Source organism: Pseudomonas sp. Pseusp21 (genome assembly GCF_059492145.1).
Genome location: NZ_CP168520.1, coordinates 134533 through 149795 on the forward strand (window position 1 = coordinate 134533; position 15263 = coordinate 149795).

Genomic DNA, 15263 nt, shown 5'->3' on the forward strand with positions numbered 1-15263 from the left:
TCAGCCTCGGTTATTGAACGACATTGAGCGGGTTGGTCAGCGTGTGCTGAATCCGGTAGTTGGAATACTGCATCATGTGCATGCGCAGCAACGAACGGGTCGGCCATGGATCATTGAGGAAGGCCTTGCGTTCGACTTCCCATAGATCCGGCGCGACACGCTCGCGCACCGCTGCGAACGCCTGCTCGGTTTCTTCACGCAGAATGCCCCACATCCGGTTGTTGTCCAGCGCGTACTCCTTGGTCAGCCACAGGGCCATTTCATGCAGGTGCGTGAGGAATGCAGCGTCGAGCACGAACATGCGCACCGGCTCGATATCGCCCTCGAACACCGTTGGCAGAATGCCCGGCTGCACATGCGGTTGCAGGGTGTAGCCGCGTCCCTCCAATAATGGCGCGTAGGTCCTGCCATCGCCGAAATCGCGGATCAGCAGACTACGTGCTTTGCCATCCGGGGAAAACAGCACCATCGTGTTCTGCTGGTGCGCTTCGAGCCCGATCCCGTACATCAGGTAAATCGCCACTACCGGATGAGTGACCACTTTGGCGTACTGACGGAACCAGTCTTCCACCTGAACGGCATTGGCCCGAACGCCGTCGCGCTCGATCAGCTCGGTGAACAGTGGTCGACCGTTGCCCGGCAAGCGAGTGAACAGAGAAGCCACGGTGATCGGCAGACAATCGTCGTTACGCTCGAACGCTTGCTGGCTGGCACGGAACACCACCGACAGGTGCCGGCCGGGATGGTCGTCCTGAGTGATCGCGTGCTTGTAACGCAAGCCGATCTCCTCCGGGAAGATTTCCAGGCGTTGCTCGAAACCGTTTTCGACCTCGAGGATCTTCGTGATGACGGTGCTGATGCGTGGCCCCATGTGAATCGACTTGGCTTGCAGGCTGCGCAGTTCGCTGGTCATCCACACGGCAATCGGCAACTTGATCAGCGGCGCGCTCTCATTGAGCACCGGCATCATCGTGCGGTAGGACATGGTCGGCAGGGTCTGGATGTCCGGACCGTCGGTGATGAGAATGCCTTCTGCAATTTCCGCCGCAAAGTTTTTCAGCACGTAAGCCTGCAAATGCCATGAGTGAATCGGTAGCGGCAACCACTGGGATTCGTCCAGGCCCTTGTCGTTGAGCGACGCCTTCCATTGCGCCCATTGCGTTGGGAAGTTACTGGCGAACCAGCTGTGGTAATCGCTGACGTGAGGCATGCTTTCGCTTTTCGCCATGTCGGCCCGCAGCGCGGCAATGCGCAGCGGCACCTGGGCGTTGAACTCCGGTGACAGTTGCTCGACTTCCTCATCGCTGAGGCCCGGTCGCGCTTTCCAGGTCGGATAGTAGGGGTGACCTTCCAGCGAGCCCCACTGGTCGAGAAGGATCGCGGCGTCCTTGGTGCTTGCGTGCTGGCGCAGGTAATCGGTCAGGCTGTCGAGGCCCTGTTCCCGGGCGGCGGCGGCCAGTCGAGCGTTCCATTGCTGGCGATGCTGACGCGCGTGGGCGTCGTTCATCAGGCTGTTTTCCATGTCCGACTTGAGCCCGGCGATGCCTTCATCAGTGGGTTCGAAATCGAAGCTGTCGCGCAGCACATCCAGCAGGTCATGATGGGTGTAGATCACCTGGCGTACGCCTTCATCGGTCATCAGGATCACGTCGCCGTCATTGACTACGGTATCGGCCGGGCCCTTGGCGATGTTGGAAAAGAACACATGGGCACGACCGTCTTTCAGCGCGTACGTGGCCTCATTACCGGCCTCAGAGAAGCGCAAGCCCGCGCGATCCAGAATGTTTTCGGCAAACAGGCAACGGATCATCCGTCGCAGGGCGTTCTTGCGGGAGTAGGCGATGAGTGTCTTGAAGTCATCCATATCAGCTATCTGCTCGTCGAGAAGTTAATGAAAAGTTGAACCCGCTCACGCGGTGCGCGGCCATTGGCTGGGGAAGTAGTCGAGCGCCGAGTCGCGCAGGCCCTGCATGTAGGAAACGCTCCATTGCAGGACTTCTTCGATGTAGGGGACTTTCAGTTCGAAGCGCCGGGCCATTTCCACCAGCAGCACGAGGCCGTAGGCAACGTCTTCGTTGAAGGCGCGGCTTTCGCGCTCGATCACGTAGCCGGCGCGGTTGTCGTCGGCCGGAATCATTGGCGCGAGGATGTCGTTGTAGGCCTGGTTGGTGCGCAGGATCGACAGCATGCTGCTCTGATCGCGGATCTGCTCGCCATAGGCCTCGATGATTTCCTGCTTGAGGGATTTGACCGACGACAGGTCGATGCCCATGCGTTGGCTGATCACCGTGCACAGTTCCTGACTTTCCTGATCCATTCGCTCGAGGAAATAGGCGCCCAACTCGGGGCATTCGGTCCACCAGCACATTCGTTGCGGGAAGATCTTGCGATGCCATTGGCCGTAAGGACCGATCAAACCGTAGATCACCGAGCTGTGCATGATCGGGTTGCCTGGTGTCAGGGTGATTTCCAGGTAGTGGTCGAGCATCGTCACGCAGGGGCCATAAAGCGTGGTGAGGATTTTTTCCAGGTGCTGCCGTGATTGCGCTGATTCGCGGTCGTGCAGCGCGACATACAACTGGCTCTTGCCGCCGCCCATCTTGACCGACACCCCAGGCTTCAGATCGAACGCGGTGTGCGGCACATCCTTCATTCCCCAGATCACCACATTGGAGCGTTCGCCCAGCGAAGCTTCCGCCAGCCAGTCAAAACCGCAGAAACCCGGGATCGCGCCGACATAAACCGGTTTGCTCGAACTCAAATGCGGCGCGATGGCTTGCAAGGCTTGCGGCCGTGCGTGAGCCGGCACCGTGATGATCACGATGTCGGCGTCGGCAACCACGACGCCGGCGTCGGTGCTGACCCGGTCCGGTCGCGCGCTCAGCGTCGAGCCGTCCGGCATCAGCGCCTGCATCGGCTGGTTGGCGAGGTGCCGGTCGACCACCTCTTGATTATTGGTGAGTATCGAAACCTGAACATTGGGCAACTGTTTAAACAGGATGGCATTCAGATGCCCGGTCCGGCCTGCGCCGCAGATGGCGACTTTCAGCGGTTTCATACAGAGACTTTCCTGTGTGGGAGACGCGTCAGGCGACGCTCAATTGCAGGGGAGTGGCGTCGGATTCCAGCCAGCGGGTCTTGCCCAGCCAGCGGTCCAGTTGCGGGGCGACGTCCGGGTCCAGCAGGTCGCGTTCTTCCAGCCATTTGTCGTCGAATACGGTGTGCAGGTACTTCTCGCCACCGTCGGCAATCGGCACCACAACGTTGCCGGTCAGCGTGCCTTTGTGAATCAGCTCCAGCGCCTTGAAGATCGCTCCGCCGGTCGAACCGCCGACCAGCAGGGCCAGATTGCGTGCGATGTAGCGGGCGGTTTCGAAGGCCTGAGAATCGGTCACCTGCAAGCCCAGGTCGATGCAGCTGTAGTCGAGCACCAGGCCAACGGTGTCGCCGGCCGGGGTGCCGGTCCCCGACTGGTAGTACGGATAGCCGGGATGGCCGAAGACGATGGAACCGGCCGGTTCGACGGCGACGGTAACGATGTCCGGGTTGTGCAGTTTCAGGCCGCGGGCGATGCCGGTCATCGAACCGCCAGTGCCGACGCAGCCAACGTACGCGCCGATGTGGCCACCGGCCTGGGCGATGGTTTCACGGACGAAGTCGCTGTAGCCGCCGGCATTGGCCGCGTTGTCGGACTGGTTCATGAACACCGCGCCGGGGATCTGCGAGGCGAGTTCGGCGGCCAACCGTTGACGCTCGACCACGGCCACTTCGTCTTCCCGGTACGTGCCGGCGACGAAGCGGATCTCGGCGCCCAGTGCCTTCATCACCGCGATCTTGTCCTGCGCCGCATGGTGATCGACCACCGCAATGAAATGCAGGTCGAACTCCACGGCTGCCATTGCCAGGCCGATGCCGGTATTGCCGGAGGACGATTCCACGACCACGCCACCGGGTTTCAACTTTCCGGACTTGAGCGCCGCCAAGACCATGTTGCGCGCCATACGGTCTTTAATGCTGCCGCCGGGGTTGTTCTTCTCTATCTTGAGCAAAAGTCGAGCGTTGGTATCCGGAACATCAATGCCCAACATTGGTGTATTGCCAATAAGATCCGAAACTTTATTCAGTATCATCTGGACGTCTTCCCTTAATAGTCAGGTGTGAATGCGTAGTTACCTTCCGTACAACAAGTCGCCGTCAGTCGCCGTGGCAACGGGTGGCGATGAAATTCGTTTTCCAGCAAGTCCATCTGATAACCGGCGGTATTGGCGTAGATCAATAAATCGCCGGTTTGCGGTGTTGTTTCGAAGTTGATCAATCGATGAGTAATCACGTCATCATCCAGGCAACTATGTCCGGCGATGTAGGCTTGCATCGGAACTTGTCTCGATTCTTTCGAAGTGATCAGGATTGGATCGACAAGGTATTCAGATGAAAACCAGGTTTCGCACGCGCTGAAACTGCTGCCTTCGGCGAATATCACAACTTTGTTGTCGGCCAATTGTTTGGTGCGCGTTACGCGAAAGACGGTGATCGCCGCTTGATCCACCAGACTTCGGCCGGGCTCAAGTGCCAGTTTTATATTCTGACTCTTCAAGTAACTGGCAATGGTTTTTTCCGGGGAATGCTCCGACGTCAGGAATAAGTCCAACCACTGGCAAGCCGTCAGACCGCTGCCATAAGGGTAATAAGAGTGGGGTACTCGACGGTTCTGATAATGACCAGGGTTGTTGTCGTTCTGCAAAAAACTGTCGTACTGCCGTGGGTCGACATAGCGCATCGGCAGGCCACCACCGATGTCAATCATGACCGGGTCGAGGCCCATTTCCCTGGCGGCATCGAAGAACCCGGTCACTTCACGGAAGGCCTGTACTCGGGTTTCGTAGCCGTATCCGCCGAGGTGGAAATGGAAACCTTCGAAGTGCAACGACTCCCGATGTTCCGTCAGCCATTGCAAGCACTGAAACACGTCATCGGCGCCCATTCCGAAGCGGCTCGACGAGCAATTTGTTGGCCTGTAACGCAGCAGGACTCGGGCTTTGGCCGGTGACGGCGAAGTGTCGAGCAACGCTGTTAGCTCGCTGAATTCCTCTCGGGAATCCACACAAATCAGCGAACCGCCTTGCACCAGCGCTTGATGAAACGCGTTGGTTTTGGCCGGCCCGGTTGCGCACAAATTTTCCGCTTCGGTCCCGGCGCGCAGTGCAGCTTGCAACTCAAACAGGCTCGATACGTCAGTGCCGATACCCGAAGACGCAGCCGCAGCCAGCAGGCACTGGGACTTGTTGGCTTTGGCGCCGTAGAAAATCGCGTAGTCGACGTCATGCTTTTTCAGCACCGATTGCAGCGCCTGGGCGTTGGCCTCAAAGGCATGTGGCCACACCAGATTCAGCGGCGATCCGTGTTGTTTAACAAGCTCAACAAGTTTTCCTGGTGAATGTTGAAGAAAGTTTTCGATAACAGGATCAAGTAACGGTTTCAGCACTTTTGTGTAATGAGCTTCAGTTGTGTGTTTAACGGGCGGCGCAATTAATTCAGGCATAGGAAACCTCTGGCGTAAATAATCGCCATATGTATGTTGCGTGTTCTTGCTGCTCGTCAGATACGAATGTTTAAAAAGGTGGAGGCGGATGACAGATCCGCTCTGGAATTAAACAAGGGGCATGTTCTTTCATAAAATTTTCACAAATCTGTTTCATGAGAACCCCACTCCTTAATGCTCAGGCAGGCAAGGAGAAGGCCAATAAAATATGGCCTTTTCGCTTTTGAAGTGCCATTGCCTGACATGTAAATGACATCATTGCGCCGAACTTTCCGTGAACAAAATTGCAGGTCTTGATTTGAGTCTCGACCCTGTCAGCGGCTCGAACAATATTGCGAACGGGAACGATTATCAAGTAAGGTTTTCAAATATTTTTGAATGAACACACACAACAGGGGAGTGCGAAGCCGTTTGTTCGCCTGCTCAAGTAAGCGCTCGCGTATTGATTAAAAATTCTTTTAACGCCTTGTTATTCAAGGTGTTGACGATTGATTCAATGCGCCTGAAATCAACCCGGTTTTTCCCCTGTAACAGGTGTTCGAATTTTTTTTGAAAACCCACGACTGAAGCACGCTCAGGAGAGTCCCGATGACTGTTCGTCACAGCACCAACGCTACGCTTCCCATCAGCTACCTGTTCGTTCCCGGCAACCGCCCGGAGCGTTTTTCCAAAGCGGTCGACGCCGGGCCGGACGCGATCATTCTCGACCTCGAAGATGCCGTTCATCCGAACAGCAAAGCCGTGGCCCGGGCGTCGATCTGGGCCTGGCAACAGAGCACGCCTGAAACCGCCTGCCGGCGTTACATCCGGCTGAACAGCGTCGGCAGTTCGCTGTTTCGCCAGGACATGACGTGGCTGGGTGATATGCGCTACCCCGAGCGCTGCGCGGGGATTTTCCTGCCCAAGGCCGAATGCCCGGAGAGCCTGTCCCATGTCGTCGGGCGACTGCTGGAATGGAACCCCGAGCTGCAGATCGTCGCCATCATCGAGACCGCCAAGGGCTTGCATCAGGTCGAGGCGATTGCGGCGATTCCCGGGTTGGCGCGGCTGGCATTCGGTTCGCTGGATTTTTCCCTGGACATCGATTGCAGCCAGATTCCCGAAGCGTTTCTGTTCGCCCGCAATCGCATCGTGCTGGCTTCGCGGGTGGCCGGGTTACCGGCGCCGATCGATGGCGTGACCCCGGCCATCAGCGACATGCCGGTGGTCGAGCGCGACTCGCGTTACGCCCGGTCACTGGGGTTCGGCGCCAAGCTGTGTATCCATCCTTCGCAAATCACTACGGTGCAGAAAGCCTTCCTGCCCAACGCCCGCCAACTGGCGTGGGCGGATCGGGTCCTGAGCGCGGTGGCCGGGGGCAGTCACGCGGTGCAGGTCGACGGCGAAATGGTCGATCTGCCGCTCATCGAACAGGCCCAGCGCCTGCGGGACATGGCCAGCCAGTACGCGCTGGTCGCCAACGCGGATGCCTGCTGAAACCGGGGGTGAAGCATGGGACATGGTTACCAGATTGCCTTGCGTGCGCTGTGCGACGTGCGGCAATCCGAGCAGGTCGATCCGCTCAACGTGCAACGTCTGCGCGAGGCGATCATCCAGGCCGGGCATTGGCTGGAACCGATCATCGTCGAGCGTTCCCGGGGCATCGTGATGGACGGCAACCACCGGTTCAACGCAGCGCGGGCACTGGGGTTGAAACGCGTGCCGTGCATCCAGCTCGACTACGCCGACCCACGGGTTTGTGTGCGCCACTGGCAAACCGGACAAGCGTTCGAAGTGGCGCAGATTTTCACCACCATCGAGCGTGGCGAATTGTTCCCGTACAAGACCACCCGCCACGCGTTCGACCCCGCACTGCCGGTGGTCTCCATCCCGCTGCACTGCCTGTATGACTGACCGGCGTCGGAGGGTGGGTTTCACTGCCCCATCCTCCGGCGTTTTCCCCTGCGGGCGATCCGCGCAAAAAAATATTCGGCCACGCTGATACTTTTTCGATTGTCGACTGGCAAATAGGAGTCATTACCATTTTCAGCCATTCGAGAAGGACCCAATCGTCATGTCTGTTGCACGCCGACCCTGCAGTGAACGCGCCCTCACACTGGCCATTCGCACCGCGATGCTGAGTTCTATCCTGGCCGCAGGAAGCGCCACTGCCTGGGCAGCAGACCCCAAGCAACCCGAGCAACAGGACGCCGCCGCCACCGAAGGGCTGACGCTGGACACCACCAACGTCAACGCCCGTTACAACGGCGCAACCGCATTGCCGGAAGTTCTCGCCGGAGGGCAGGTCGCCCGAGGCGCAAGGCTGGGGATGATGGGCAACAAAGACGTGATGGACACACCGTTCAGCGTGACCAGCTACACCGCCAAAACCCTCGCGGATCTGCAAACGGTCACCGTGGCTGATGCACTGGAACGCGACCCATCGGTGCGCTCGACCGGGCAGACCGGCGGGATCGTCGATTCGTTTTTCATCCGGGGATTTGCGATAGGCGAGGGCAACCTCGGCGAGCTGGCCTATGACGGTGTGTACGGCGTTGCGCCCAACTATCGCGTGTTCACCGAATACGCCGAGCGCGTCGAAGTGCTCAAGGGGCCGGGCGCGCTGATGTACGGGATTTCGCCCAACAGTGGTGTTGGCGGCGTGATCAACATCGTACCCAAACGACCGCTGGCCGAAGACCTGACCCGCTTTACCGGCAGTTACGCGTCGGACTCGCAAGTGGGCGGGCACCTGGACATCAGTCGGCGTTTCGGTGACGAAAACCAGTTCGGCGTACGTTTCAATGGCAGCCTCCAGGGCGGCGACACTGCGGTGGATGATCAGGAGAGGGACCTCAACATCGGTGCAATCGCCCTCGACTACCAGGGCGAGCGCTTGCGTCTGAACCTGGATTTCATCAGCCAGAAAGAGAGCTTCGAGGCGGCGTCGCGCCCGTTCACCATCGCACCGGGCGTCGAGATTCCATCGGCGCCGAACGGCCGCACCAACCTGCCGCAGGACTGGGGCTGGTCGGACACCAGGGAGCAGTCGGCCTTGCTCGGCGGCGAGTACGACCTCAACGATAATCTGACGGTATTCGCCCACGCCGGCGGTGGCCGCTCCGACGTCAAGCGCATGTCCGACCAGGTGCCGCGAATCCTCAACGACGCCGGCGACACCAGCAACATCCCCGGCTATTACAAATTCAACGTCGACCGTTCGACGGCCGACGTGGGCATGCGTGCGCTGTTCGCCACCGGCCCGGTCACCCACACGACCACGGTCATGGCGACCCGTTATCAGGATGAGTTGTCCCGGGGCATCAACAACGGCACGGAAATCCGCTCGAACATCTACCACCCGGTGGACGTGCCCAAGCAGTACATCAACTCGCCGAAAGTGCTGCGCATTTCCGAATCGGAACTGTCCGGCATCGCGTTGACCGACACCCTGGGCTTTCTCGATGACCGGATCCAGTTGACCCTCGGCGTGCGCCGTCAGGACATCGAATCGCGTAACTACAACGCTTCGGGTGCGGTCAGCTCCCGTTACGACGACAACGCGACGACGCCGCTGGCGGGCGTGGTGGTCAAACCGTGGGAAGACGTTTCGCTGTACTACAACTACGTCGAAGGCCTGAGCAAAGGTGATATCGCTCCGGGCACGGCGGCGAACTCCGGTGAAACCTTCGCACCCTACAAATCCAGGCAGCACGAAATCGGCGTCAAGTACGAACACGGCACGTTCATGACCACTCTGGCGCTGTTCCAGATCGAGAAGCCGAGCGGCGAAATCGGCGCCGGCAACGTGTTCTCGGTGCAGGCCGAACAACGCAACCGTGGTGTCGAGCTGAGCATGTTCGGTGAAGTGGCGCCGGGCACCCGCCTGATGGGCGGCGTGACCTTGCTCGATGGCGAACTGACGGATTCGGCCACCGCCGCCAACCGTGGCAACAAACCGGTGGGCGTGCCGGATGTCCAGGCCAACCTCTGGGCCGAGTGGGACACACCGTGGGTCGAAGGTTTCACTCTGACCGGCGGCGCGATCTACACCGACAGCCAATACGTCAATCAGGCCAACACCCAGGAACTGCCTTCCTGGACCCGCATCGACGCCGGCGCTCGCTACGCCACCAAGATCGAAGGTCGGCCAACGACATTCCGCGCCACGGTGCAGAACGTGTTTGATCGCGAGTACTGGTCGGGTGTGGCGTCCTATGGCGCTTTCTCCCCGGGCTATCCACGCACGTTGCAGTTGTCGGCGACCGTCGACTTCTGATCCGGGGGCGCACTGTTGGGTGCGCCTTCTTATATATAGAGCTACGCACAGCGGTTGATCACAGAGCCTTCAAGGAAAAGGAGTATTCGAATGTTAACCAGCCCGGCATCGACTTCCTCTGGTACGCCATTGCCGATCCCGAAAGTCCAGCGAGCCTTCGATTTCGAGCGCAGCACCAACGAGCATATCCGTGAGCTGCTGCATTATTACGGGCTGCGCACCAGCCTGATCCGGATCAAGGTGATCGATGCCTTGCTGGTTGCCACACGGGAAGGACGCGCCGTTGGCGGGCGCGGGGTGCATGGGTATCTGCAGGCATTTGTCAGCGGCATTCAGTTCATCAGCGTCAGGGAAGTGCTCAAGCGTTTGTGCGAGGAGGGCGTCATCGTGTTTCAGCCCGACAAAAGCTACCGTTTCACCGGCGAGGCCTATGCGATGCTGGAGCAGCATGCCGATCGCTGAGTGATCGGGTGTGCCGGCCAGATCAAACCACCTGTTCGCAGGTGGTTTTTTCGTTGGGGGCCGTCAATTCTGATTCGCTGAAAGCGTTCGATCAGCGGACAGCCAAACCTTCGTCCAATTGCCCGATCCGGCACGCCGGCGTACTGTGACCGGTGATGGCGTAAACCGTGACCATCACCATAACGACAAGATCGAGTACCTTGCCCATGGACAGCCGCCTGCTGAGCGACCGCAGCAGCGTGTTTCGCCACGCTGACCCGTATGCCGTCTCCGACTATGTGAACCAGCACGTCGGCCAGCATTTCATCGGCCTGTCCAAAACCACCCATCCGCAAGCCAGCCTCAACCACCGCAAACTCGCCGACCTCGATCTGTGCCGCATCAGCTATGGCGGCAGCGTTCGCGTCACTTCACTTGCACTGGAAACGGTCTATCACCTGCAAGTCCTGCTGCAAGGCAACTGCCTGTGGCGCGGGCACAAGCGCGAGCATCACCTGGTGCCGGGCGAATTGCTGTTGATCAACCCGGACGATCCGGTCGATCTGACCTATTCCGACGATTGCGAGAAATTCATCCTCAAGGTGCCGGTCAGCGTGCTGGAGTCAGTGTGCGACGAGCAGCGCTGGCTGCATCCTGCCGGCGGCATCCGGTTTCTGCGCAATCATTACCGGCTCGACGAACTGGAAGGCTTTACCAATCTGCTGGGCATGATCTGCCAGGAAGCTGAAGCCAGCGACCCGTTGCTGCGGGTGCAGGAACATTACGCGCAGATCGTCGGCAGCAAACTGATCTCGCTGATGAACACCAACGTCAGCCGTGAATGCCTGAGTTCGCCGAGCGTCAGTTTCGAGCGGATCCTCGACTATATAGAGCGCAACCTGAAGCTGGATCTGCCCGCCGAACACCTGGCGGCCCAGGCAAACATGAGCTCGCGCTCACTGTACGCGCTGTTCGAACGCCAGCTCGGCGTGACCCCGATGCAGTACATCCGCCAGCGCAAGCTGGAACGCATTCATGCCTGCCTCAATGATCCGAGCTGCCCGGTGCGCAACCTCACCGAACTGGCGCTCGACTACGGCTTCCTGCACCTCGGGCGTTTCTCCGAAAGCTACCGCCAGCAGTTCGGCGAATTGCCGTCCGTGACCTTCAAGCGCCGCCACTGAAGTCCCGCCTCGAAACAATCTGAAGCACCTGCTGCGCCGTCCTGCACAAAACGGATAGCGCTCTGCAGGATTCGGATATTGCCGCCCGCGTTGCCTCCCTAATCTGACCTGGCCTGAACAATAACAATGGAGGCCCCGGCCATGTCCCTGGGAATCGACTACCTCAATGCCATGCTTGAAGAGGACCCCGAAAAGGGGGCCTACCGCTGCAAGCGGGAGATGTTCACCGATCCGCGGCTGTTCGAACTGGAGATGGCGCACATCTTCGAAGGCAACTGGATCTACCTCGCCCACGAAAGCCAGATCCCCAACGCCAACGATTTTCTGACTACCACCATGGGTCGCCAGCCCGTGTTCATCGCCCGCAACAAGGCCGGTGAACTCAATGCCTTTCTCAATGCGTGCAGCCATCGCGGCGCGATGCTTTGCCGGCACAAGTCCGGCAACCGTTCCAGCTATACCTGCCCGTTCCACGGCTGGACGTTCAACAACAGCGGCAAACTGCTCAAGGTCAAGGACCCGGGCGAAGCCGGCTATCCCGAAGGCTTCAACTGCGAAGGCTCCCACGACCTCACCAAAGTCGCGCGTTTCGAGTCCTATCGCGGCTTTCTGTTCGGCAGCCTGAATGCCGATGTGAAAACCCTCGTCGAGCATCTGGGCGAGTCGGCCAAGATCATCGACATGATCGTCGATCAGTCCCCTGAAGGTCTGGAAGTGCTGCGCGGTTCCAGCTCCTACATCTATGAAGGCAACTGGAAACTCACCGCCGAAAATGGTGCCGACGGCTATCACGTCAGCTCCGTGCACTGGAACTACGCCGCTACCCAGAACCAGCGTCAGCAGCGTGACGCCGGTGAAGAAATCAAGACCATGAGCGCCGGCAGTTGGGCGAAGAAGGGCGGCGGTTTCTACTCGTTCGACCACGGCCATCTGCTGCTCTGGACCCGCTGGGCCAACCCCGAGGATCGTCCGGCCTACGAGCGTCGTGATGAACTGGCCCGGGACTTCGGCCAGGCCCGCGCCGACTGGATGATCGAGAACTCGCGCAACCTGTGCCTGTACCCCAACGTCTATCTGATGGATCAGTTCAGCTCGCAGATCCGCATCGCCCGGCCGATCTCCGTCGACAAGACCGAGATCACCATCTACTGCATCGCGCCCAAAGGCGAAAGCGCGGAGGCCCGGGCCAAGCGTATCCGCCAGTACGAAGACTTCTTCAACGTCAGCGGCATGGCCACCCCGGATGACCTCGAAGAGTTCCGCTCGTGCCAGACCGGTTACGGCGCCGGGCGCGGCTGGAACGACATGTCCCGTGGCGCGACCCATTGGGTCGAAGGCGCGGACGCGGCGGCGGAGGAAATCGACCTCAAGCCCTTGCTGTCCGGCATGCGCACCGAAGACGAAGGCCTGTTCGTGCTGCAACACAAGTACTGGCAGGAAACCATGCTCAAGGCCGTTTCGGCCGAGCAGGTTCTGATTCCCGTGGAGGCTGGGTGATGAGCAACCTCTACGACACCGTGCGCGATTTCCTCTACCGCGAAGCGCGTTATCTGGACGACGGCCAATGGGATCAGTGGCTGGAACTCTACGCCGCCGACGCCAGTTTCTGGATGCCGGCCTGGGACGACCACGACACCCTGACCGAAGACCCGCAAAGCGAAATCTCGTTGATCTGGTATGGCAACCGTGGCGGCCTCGAAGACCGGGTGTTCCGGATCAAGACCGAGCGCTCCAGCGCGACCATCCCCGACACTCGCACCTCGCACAACCTCAGCAACATCGAGATCGTCGAGCAGGGCGAAGGGCAATGTCAGGTGCGCTTCAACTGGTACACCCTGAGCTTTCGCTATCAGGTCACCGACAGTTATTTCGGCACCAGCTTCTACACCCTCGACCTGCGCGGCGAACAGCCGCTGATCAAGGCCAAGAAAGTCGTGCTGAAGAACGATTACGTCCGTCAGGTCATCGACATCTATCACATCTGATCGAGACGGCGGCGAGCCGGGCTCGACGCTGTGAGCGAGGTGCACCATGAGTTTCCAGATCGCACTGAATTTCGAAGACGGGGTCACCCGTTTCATCGAGGCCTCGGGCCACGAAACCGTTGCCGACGCGGCGTATCGCCAAGGCATCAACATCCCGCTGGACTGCCGCGATGGCGCCTGCGGCACCTGCAAGTGTTTCGCCGAAGCCGGGCGTTACGCCATGGGCGACAACTTCATCGAAGACGCCCTGAGTGAAGACGAACTGGCCCAGGGTTATGTGCTGACCTGCCAAATGCGCGCCGAAAGCGATTGCGTGGTGCGAGTGCCGGTCGGCTCGCAGGTGTGCAAGACCGAGCAGGCGAGTTATCAGGCGTCGATCAGCGATGTCCGGCAGCTTTCCGAAAGCACCATCGCGCTGTCGCTCAAGGGCGAATCCCTGAGCAAACTGGCGTTCCTGCCCGGTCAGTACGTCAACCTGCAAGTGCCGGGCAGCGAGCAATCCCGCGCCTATTCCTTCAGCTCGTTGCAGAAGAACGGCGAGGTCAGTTTCCTGATCCGCAATGTCCCCGGCGGCCTGATGAGCAGCTTCCTCACCGGGCTGGCCAAGGCCGGCGACAGCCTGAATCTGGCCGGGCCGCTGGGCAGTTTTTACCTGCGCGAGATCAAGCGGCCGTTGTTGCTGTTGGCGGGCGGCACCGGGCTGGCGCCTTTCACGGCGATGCTGGAGAAGATCGCCGAGCAGGGCAGCGAGCATCCAGTTCACCTGATCTACGGCGTGACCAACGATTTCGATCTGGTGGAACTCGACCGCCTCGAAGCCTTCGCCGCGCGCATCCCGAATTTCAGCTTCGGCGCCTGCGTGGCCAATCCGCAGAGTCAGCACCCGCTCAAGGGTTATGTCACCCAGCACATCGAGCCGCGACACCTCAACGAAGGCGATGTCGACGTGTACCTGTGCGGTCCGCCGCCGATGGTCGAGGCGGTCAGCCAGTACATCCGCGAGCAGGGCATCACGCCGGCGAACTTCTACTACGAGAAATTCGCGGCGGCCTGAGTCTTCTTTCTGAATTGCGAGGTTGTCATGAACAACAGATTCGCCAACAAGGTCGCGCTGGTCACTGGCGCGGCGCAGGGCATCGGTCGCCGGGTGTGCGAGCGTTTGCTGGAGGAGGGCGCGCAGGTGATCGCCGTCGACCGCTCCGAGCTGGTTCACGAACTGCAAGGCGAGAGCGTGCTGTCGCTGATCGCCGATCTTGAGCAATACGCCGATTGTGCGCGGGTGATGAGCGCCGCCGTCGATGCATTCGGGCGCCTGGATGTGCTGGTCAACAATGTCGGCGGCACCATTTGGGCCAAGCCGTTCGAACGCTACGAAGTCGAGCAGATCGAGGCCGAAGTGCGCCGCTCGCTGTTCCCGACGCTGTGGTGCTGCCACGCCGCATTGCCGTACATGCTCAAGCAGGGGCGCGGCGCGATCGTCAATGTGTCGTCGATTGCGACCCGCAGCCTGAACCGCGTCCCTTACGGCGCAGCCAAGGGCGGGATCAATGCGCTGACTGCCTGCCTGGCATTCGAAAACGCCGAGCGCGGGATTCGGGTCAACGCCACCGCGCCCGGCGGCACCGAAGCGCCGCCCCGGCGCATCCCGCGTAACGCCGCCGAACAATCTGAGCAGGAGCAGGCCTGGTATCAGGAAATCGTCGCGCAAACCCTTGATAGCAGCCTGATGAAACGCTACGGAACCATTGACGAACAGGTCGGCGCGATCCTGTTTCTCGCCTCGGACGACGCCTCCTACATCACCGGGGTAACCCTGCCGGTCGGTGGCGGTGACCTCGGTTGATCACGCTTGAATG

13 protein-coding genes are annotated in these 15263 nt (G+C 59.9%); 9 read left to right on the top strand and 4 right to left on the bottom strand.

The window, feature by feature from the left end; translation table 11 throughout:
• Positions 1 to 10 precede the first annotated feature (10 nt).
• The 4 genes from ACEN93_RS00525 to ACEN93_RS00540 are packed head-to-tail and all read right to left on the bottom strand — an operon-like array spanning position 11 to position 5539.
• Entirely contained in the window at positions 11 to 1864 is a 1854-nt protein-coding gene (locus ACEN93_RS00525) for an IucA/IucC family protein (protein ID WP_495610862.1), read from the bottom strand.
• Between the two features lie 45 nt (positions 1865 to 1909).
• Positions 1910 to 3058 (bottom strand): NAD/NADP-dependent octopine/nopaline dehydrogenase family protein, encoded by a 1149-nt coding sequence (locus ACEN93_RS00530; RefSeq protein WP_074690764.1) that lies wholly within the window; start codon positions 3056 to 3058, stop codon positions 1910 to 1912.
• Positions 3059 to 3086: 28 nt separating this feature from the next.
• On the bottom strand, positions 3087 to 4130 hold the full coding sequence (locus ACEN93_RS00535) for a PLP-dependent cysteine synthase family protein (protein WP_039771145.1): 1044 nt from the start codon (positions 4128 to 4130) through the stop codon (positions 3087 to 3089).
• Positions 4131 to 4144: 14 nt separating this feature from the next.
• On the bottom strand, positions 4145 to 5539 hold the full coding sequence (locus ACEN93_RS00540) for a Y4yA family PLP-dependent enzyme (protein WP_495610863.1): 1395 nt from the start codon (positions 5537 to 5539) through the stop codon (positions 4145 to 4147).
• Positions 5540 to 6127: 588 nt separating this feature from the next.
• Here ACEN93_RS00540 and ACEN93_RS00545 point away from each other — a divergent pair.
• The 9 genes from ACEN93_RS00545 to ACEN93_RS00585 all read left to right on the top strand — a co-directional run bounded on the left by ACEN93_RS00545 (position 6128) and on the right by ACEN93_RS00585 (position 15250).
• Positions 6128 to 7015, top strand: coding sequence for an HpcH/HpaI aldolase/citrate lyase family protein (locus ACEN93_RS00545; protein ID WP_495610864.1), 888 nt, complete (start codon positions 6128 to 6130; stop codon positions 7013 to 7015).
• Between the two features lie 15 nt (positions 7016 to 7030).
• Entirely contained in the window at positions 7031 to 7432 is a 402-nt protein-coding gene (locus ACEN93_RS00550) for a ParB N-terminal domain-containing protein (protein WP_039771147.1), read from the top strand.
• A gap of 160 nt (positions 7433 to 7592) precedes the next feature.
• Positions 7593 to 9797 (top strand): TonB-dependent receptor, encoded by a 2205-nt coding sequence (locus tag ACEN93_RS00555; RefSeq protein ID WP_163974880.1) that lies wholly within the window; start codon positions 7593 to 7595, stop codon positions 9795 to 9797.
• A 90-nt stretch (positions 9798 to 9887) separates the two neighbouring features.
• On the top strand, positions 9888 to 10259 hold the full coding sequence (locus ACEN93_RS00560; protein WP_074690768.1) for a fe2+ zn2+ uptake regulation protein: 372 nt from the start codon (positions 9888 to 9890) through the stop codon (positions 10257 to 10259).
• 206 nt (positions 10260 to 10465) lie between these two features.
• Positions 10466 to 11422 (top strand): AraC family transcriptional regulator, encoded by a 957-nt coding sequence (locus ACEN93_RS00565; RefSeq protein WP_210710501.1) that lies wholly within the window; start codon positions 10466 to 10468, stop codon positions 11420 to 11422.
• 141 nt (positions 11423 to 11563) lie between these two features.
• Positions 11564 to 12919, top strand: a complete 1356-nt coding sequence (gene benA, locus ACEN93_RS00570) for a benzoate 1,2-dioxygenase large subunit (protein WP_495610865.1) — start codon at positions 11564 to 11566, stop codon at positions 12917 to 12919.
• Complete coding sequence (gene benB / locus ACEN93_RS00575; protein WP_210710502.1) at positions 12919 to 13407, top strand: benzoate 1,2-dioxygenase small subunit; 489 nt, start codon at positions 12919 to 12921, stop codon at positions 13405 to 13407. Before benA ends, benB begins: the two co-directional genes overlap by 1 nt.
• 46 nt (positions 13408 to 13453) lie before the next feature.
• Positions 13454 to 14461 carry a benzoate 1,2-dioxygenase electron transfer component BenC gene (benC, locus tag ACEN93_RS00580; protein WP_064381965.1) on the top strand — a complete coding sequence of 336 codons (1008 nt, stop codon included), beginning with the start codon at positions 13454 to 13456 and terminating at the stop codon, positions 14459 to 14461.
• 27 nt (positions 14462 to 14488) lie between these two features.
• The gene (locus ACEN93_RS00585; protein WP_495610866.1) at positions 14489 to 15250 is read left to right on the top strand and encodes a 1,6-dihydroxycyclohexa-2,4-diene-1-carboxylate dehydrogenase; all 762 of its coding nucleotides are present in this window, start codon (positions 14489 to 14491) and stop codon (positions 15248 to 15250) included.
• Positions 15251 to 15263 lie beyond the last annotated feature (13 nt).

Bases quoted from the DNA above. Each gene is read 5' to 3' on its own strand.
- ACEN93_RS00525 (WP_495610862.1), bottom strand. From the start codon at position 1,864: ATGGATGACTTCAAGACACTCATCGCCTACTCCCGCAAGAACGCCCTG.
- ACEN93_RS00530 (WP_074690764.1), bottom strand. From the start codon at position 3,058: ATGAAACCGCTGAAAGTCGCCATCTGCGGCGCAGGCCGGACCGGGCAT.
- ACEN93_RS00535 (WP_039771145.1), bottom strand. From the start codon at position 4,130: ATGATACTGAATAAAGTTTCGGATCTTATTGGCAATACACCAATGTTG.
- ACEN93_RS00540 (WP_495610863.1), bottom strand. From the start codon at position 5,539: ATGCCTGAATTAATTGCGCCGCCCGTTAAACACACAACTGAAGCTCAT.
- ACEN93_RS00545 (WP_495610864.1), top strand. From the start codon at position 6,128: ATGACTGTTCGTCACAGCACCAACGCTACGCTTCCCATCAGCTACCTG.
- ACEN93_RS00550 (WP_039771147.1), top strand. From the start codon at position 7,031: ATGGGACATGGTTACCAGATTGCCTTGCGTGCGCTGTGCGACGTGCGG.
- ACEN93_RS00555 (WP_163974880.1), top strand. From the start codon at position 7,593: ATGTCTGTTGCACGCCGACCCTGCAGTGAACGCGCCCTCACACTGGCC.
- ACEN93_RS00560 (WP_074690768.1), top strand. From the start codon at position 9,888: ATGTTAACCAGCCCGGCATCGACTTCCTCTGGTACGCCATTGCCGATC.
- ACEN93_RS00565 (WP_210710501.1), top strand. From the start codon at position 10,466: ATGGACAGCCGCCTGCTGAGCGACCGCAGCAGCGTGTTTCGCCACGCT.
- benA (WP_495610865.1), top strand. From the start codon at position 11,564: ATGTCCCTGGGAATCGACTACCTCAATGCCATGCTTGAAGAGGACCCC.
- benB (WP_210710502.1), top strand. From the start codon at position 12,919: ATGAGCAACCTCTACGACACCGTGCGCGATTTCCTCTACCGCGAAGCG.
- benC (WP_064381965.1), top strand. From the start codon at position 13,454: ATGAGTTTCCAGATCGCACTGAATTTCGAAGACGGGGTCACCCGTTTC.
- ACEN93_RS00585 (WP_495610866.1), top strand. From the start codon at position 14,489: ATGAACAACAGATTCGCCAACAAGGTCGCGCTGGTCACTGGCGCGGCG.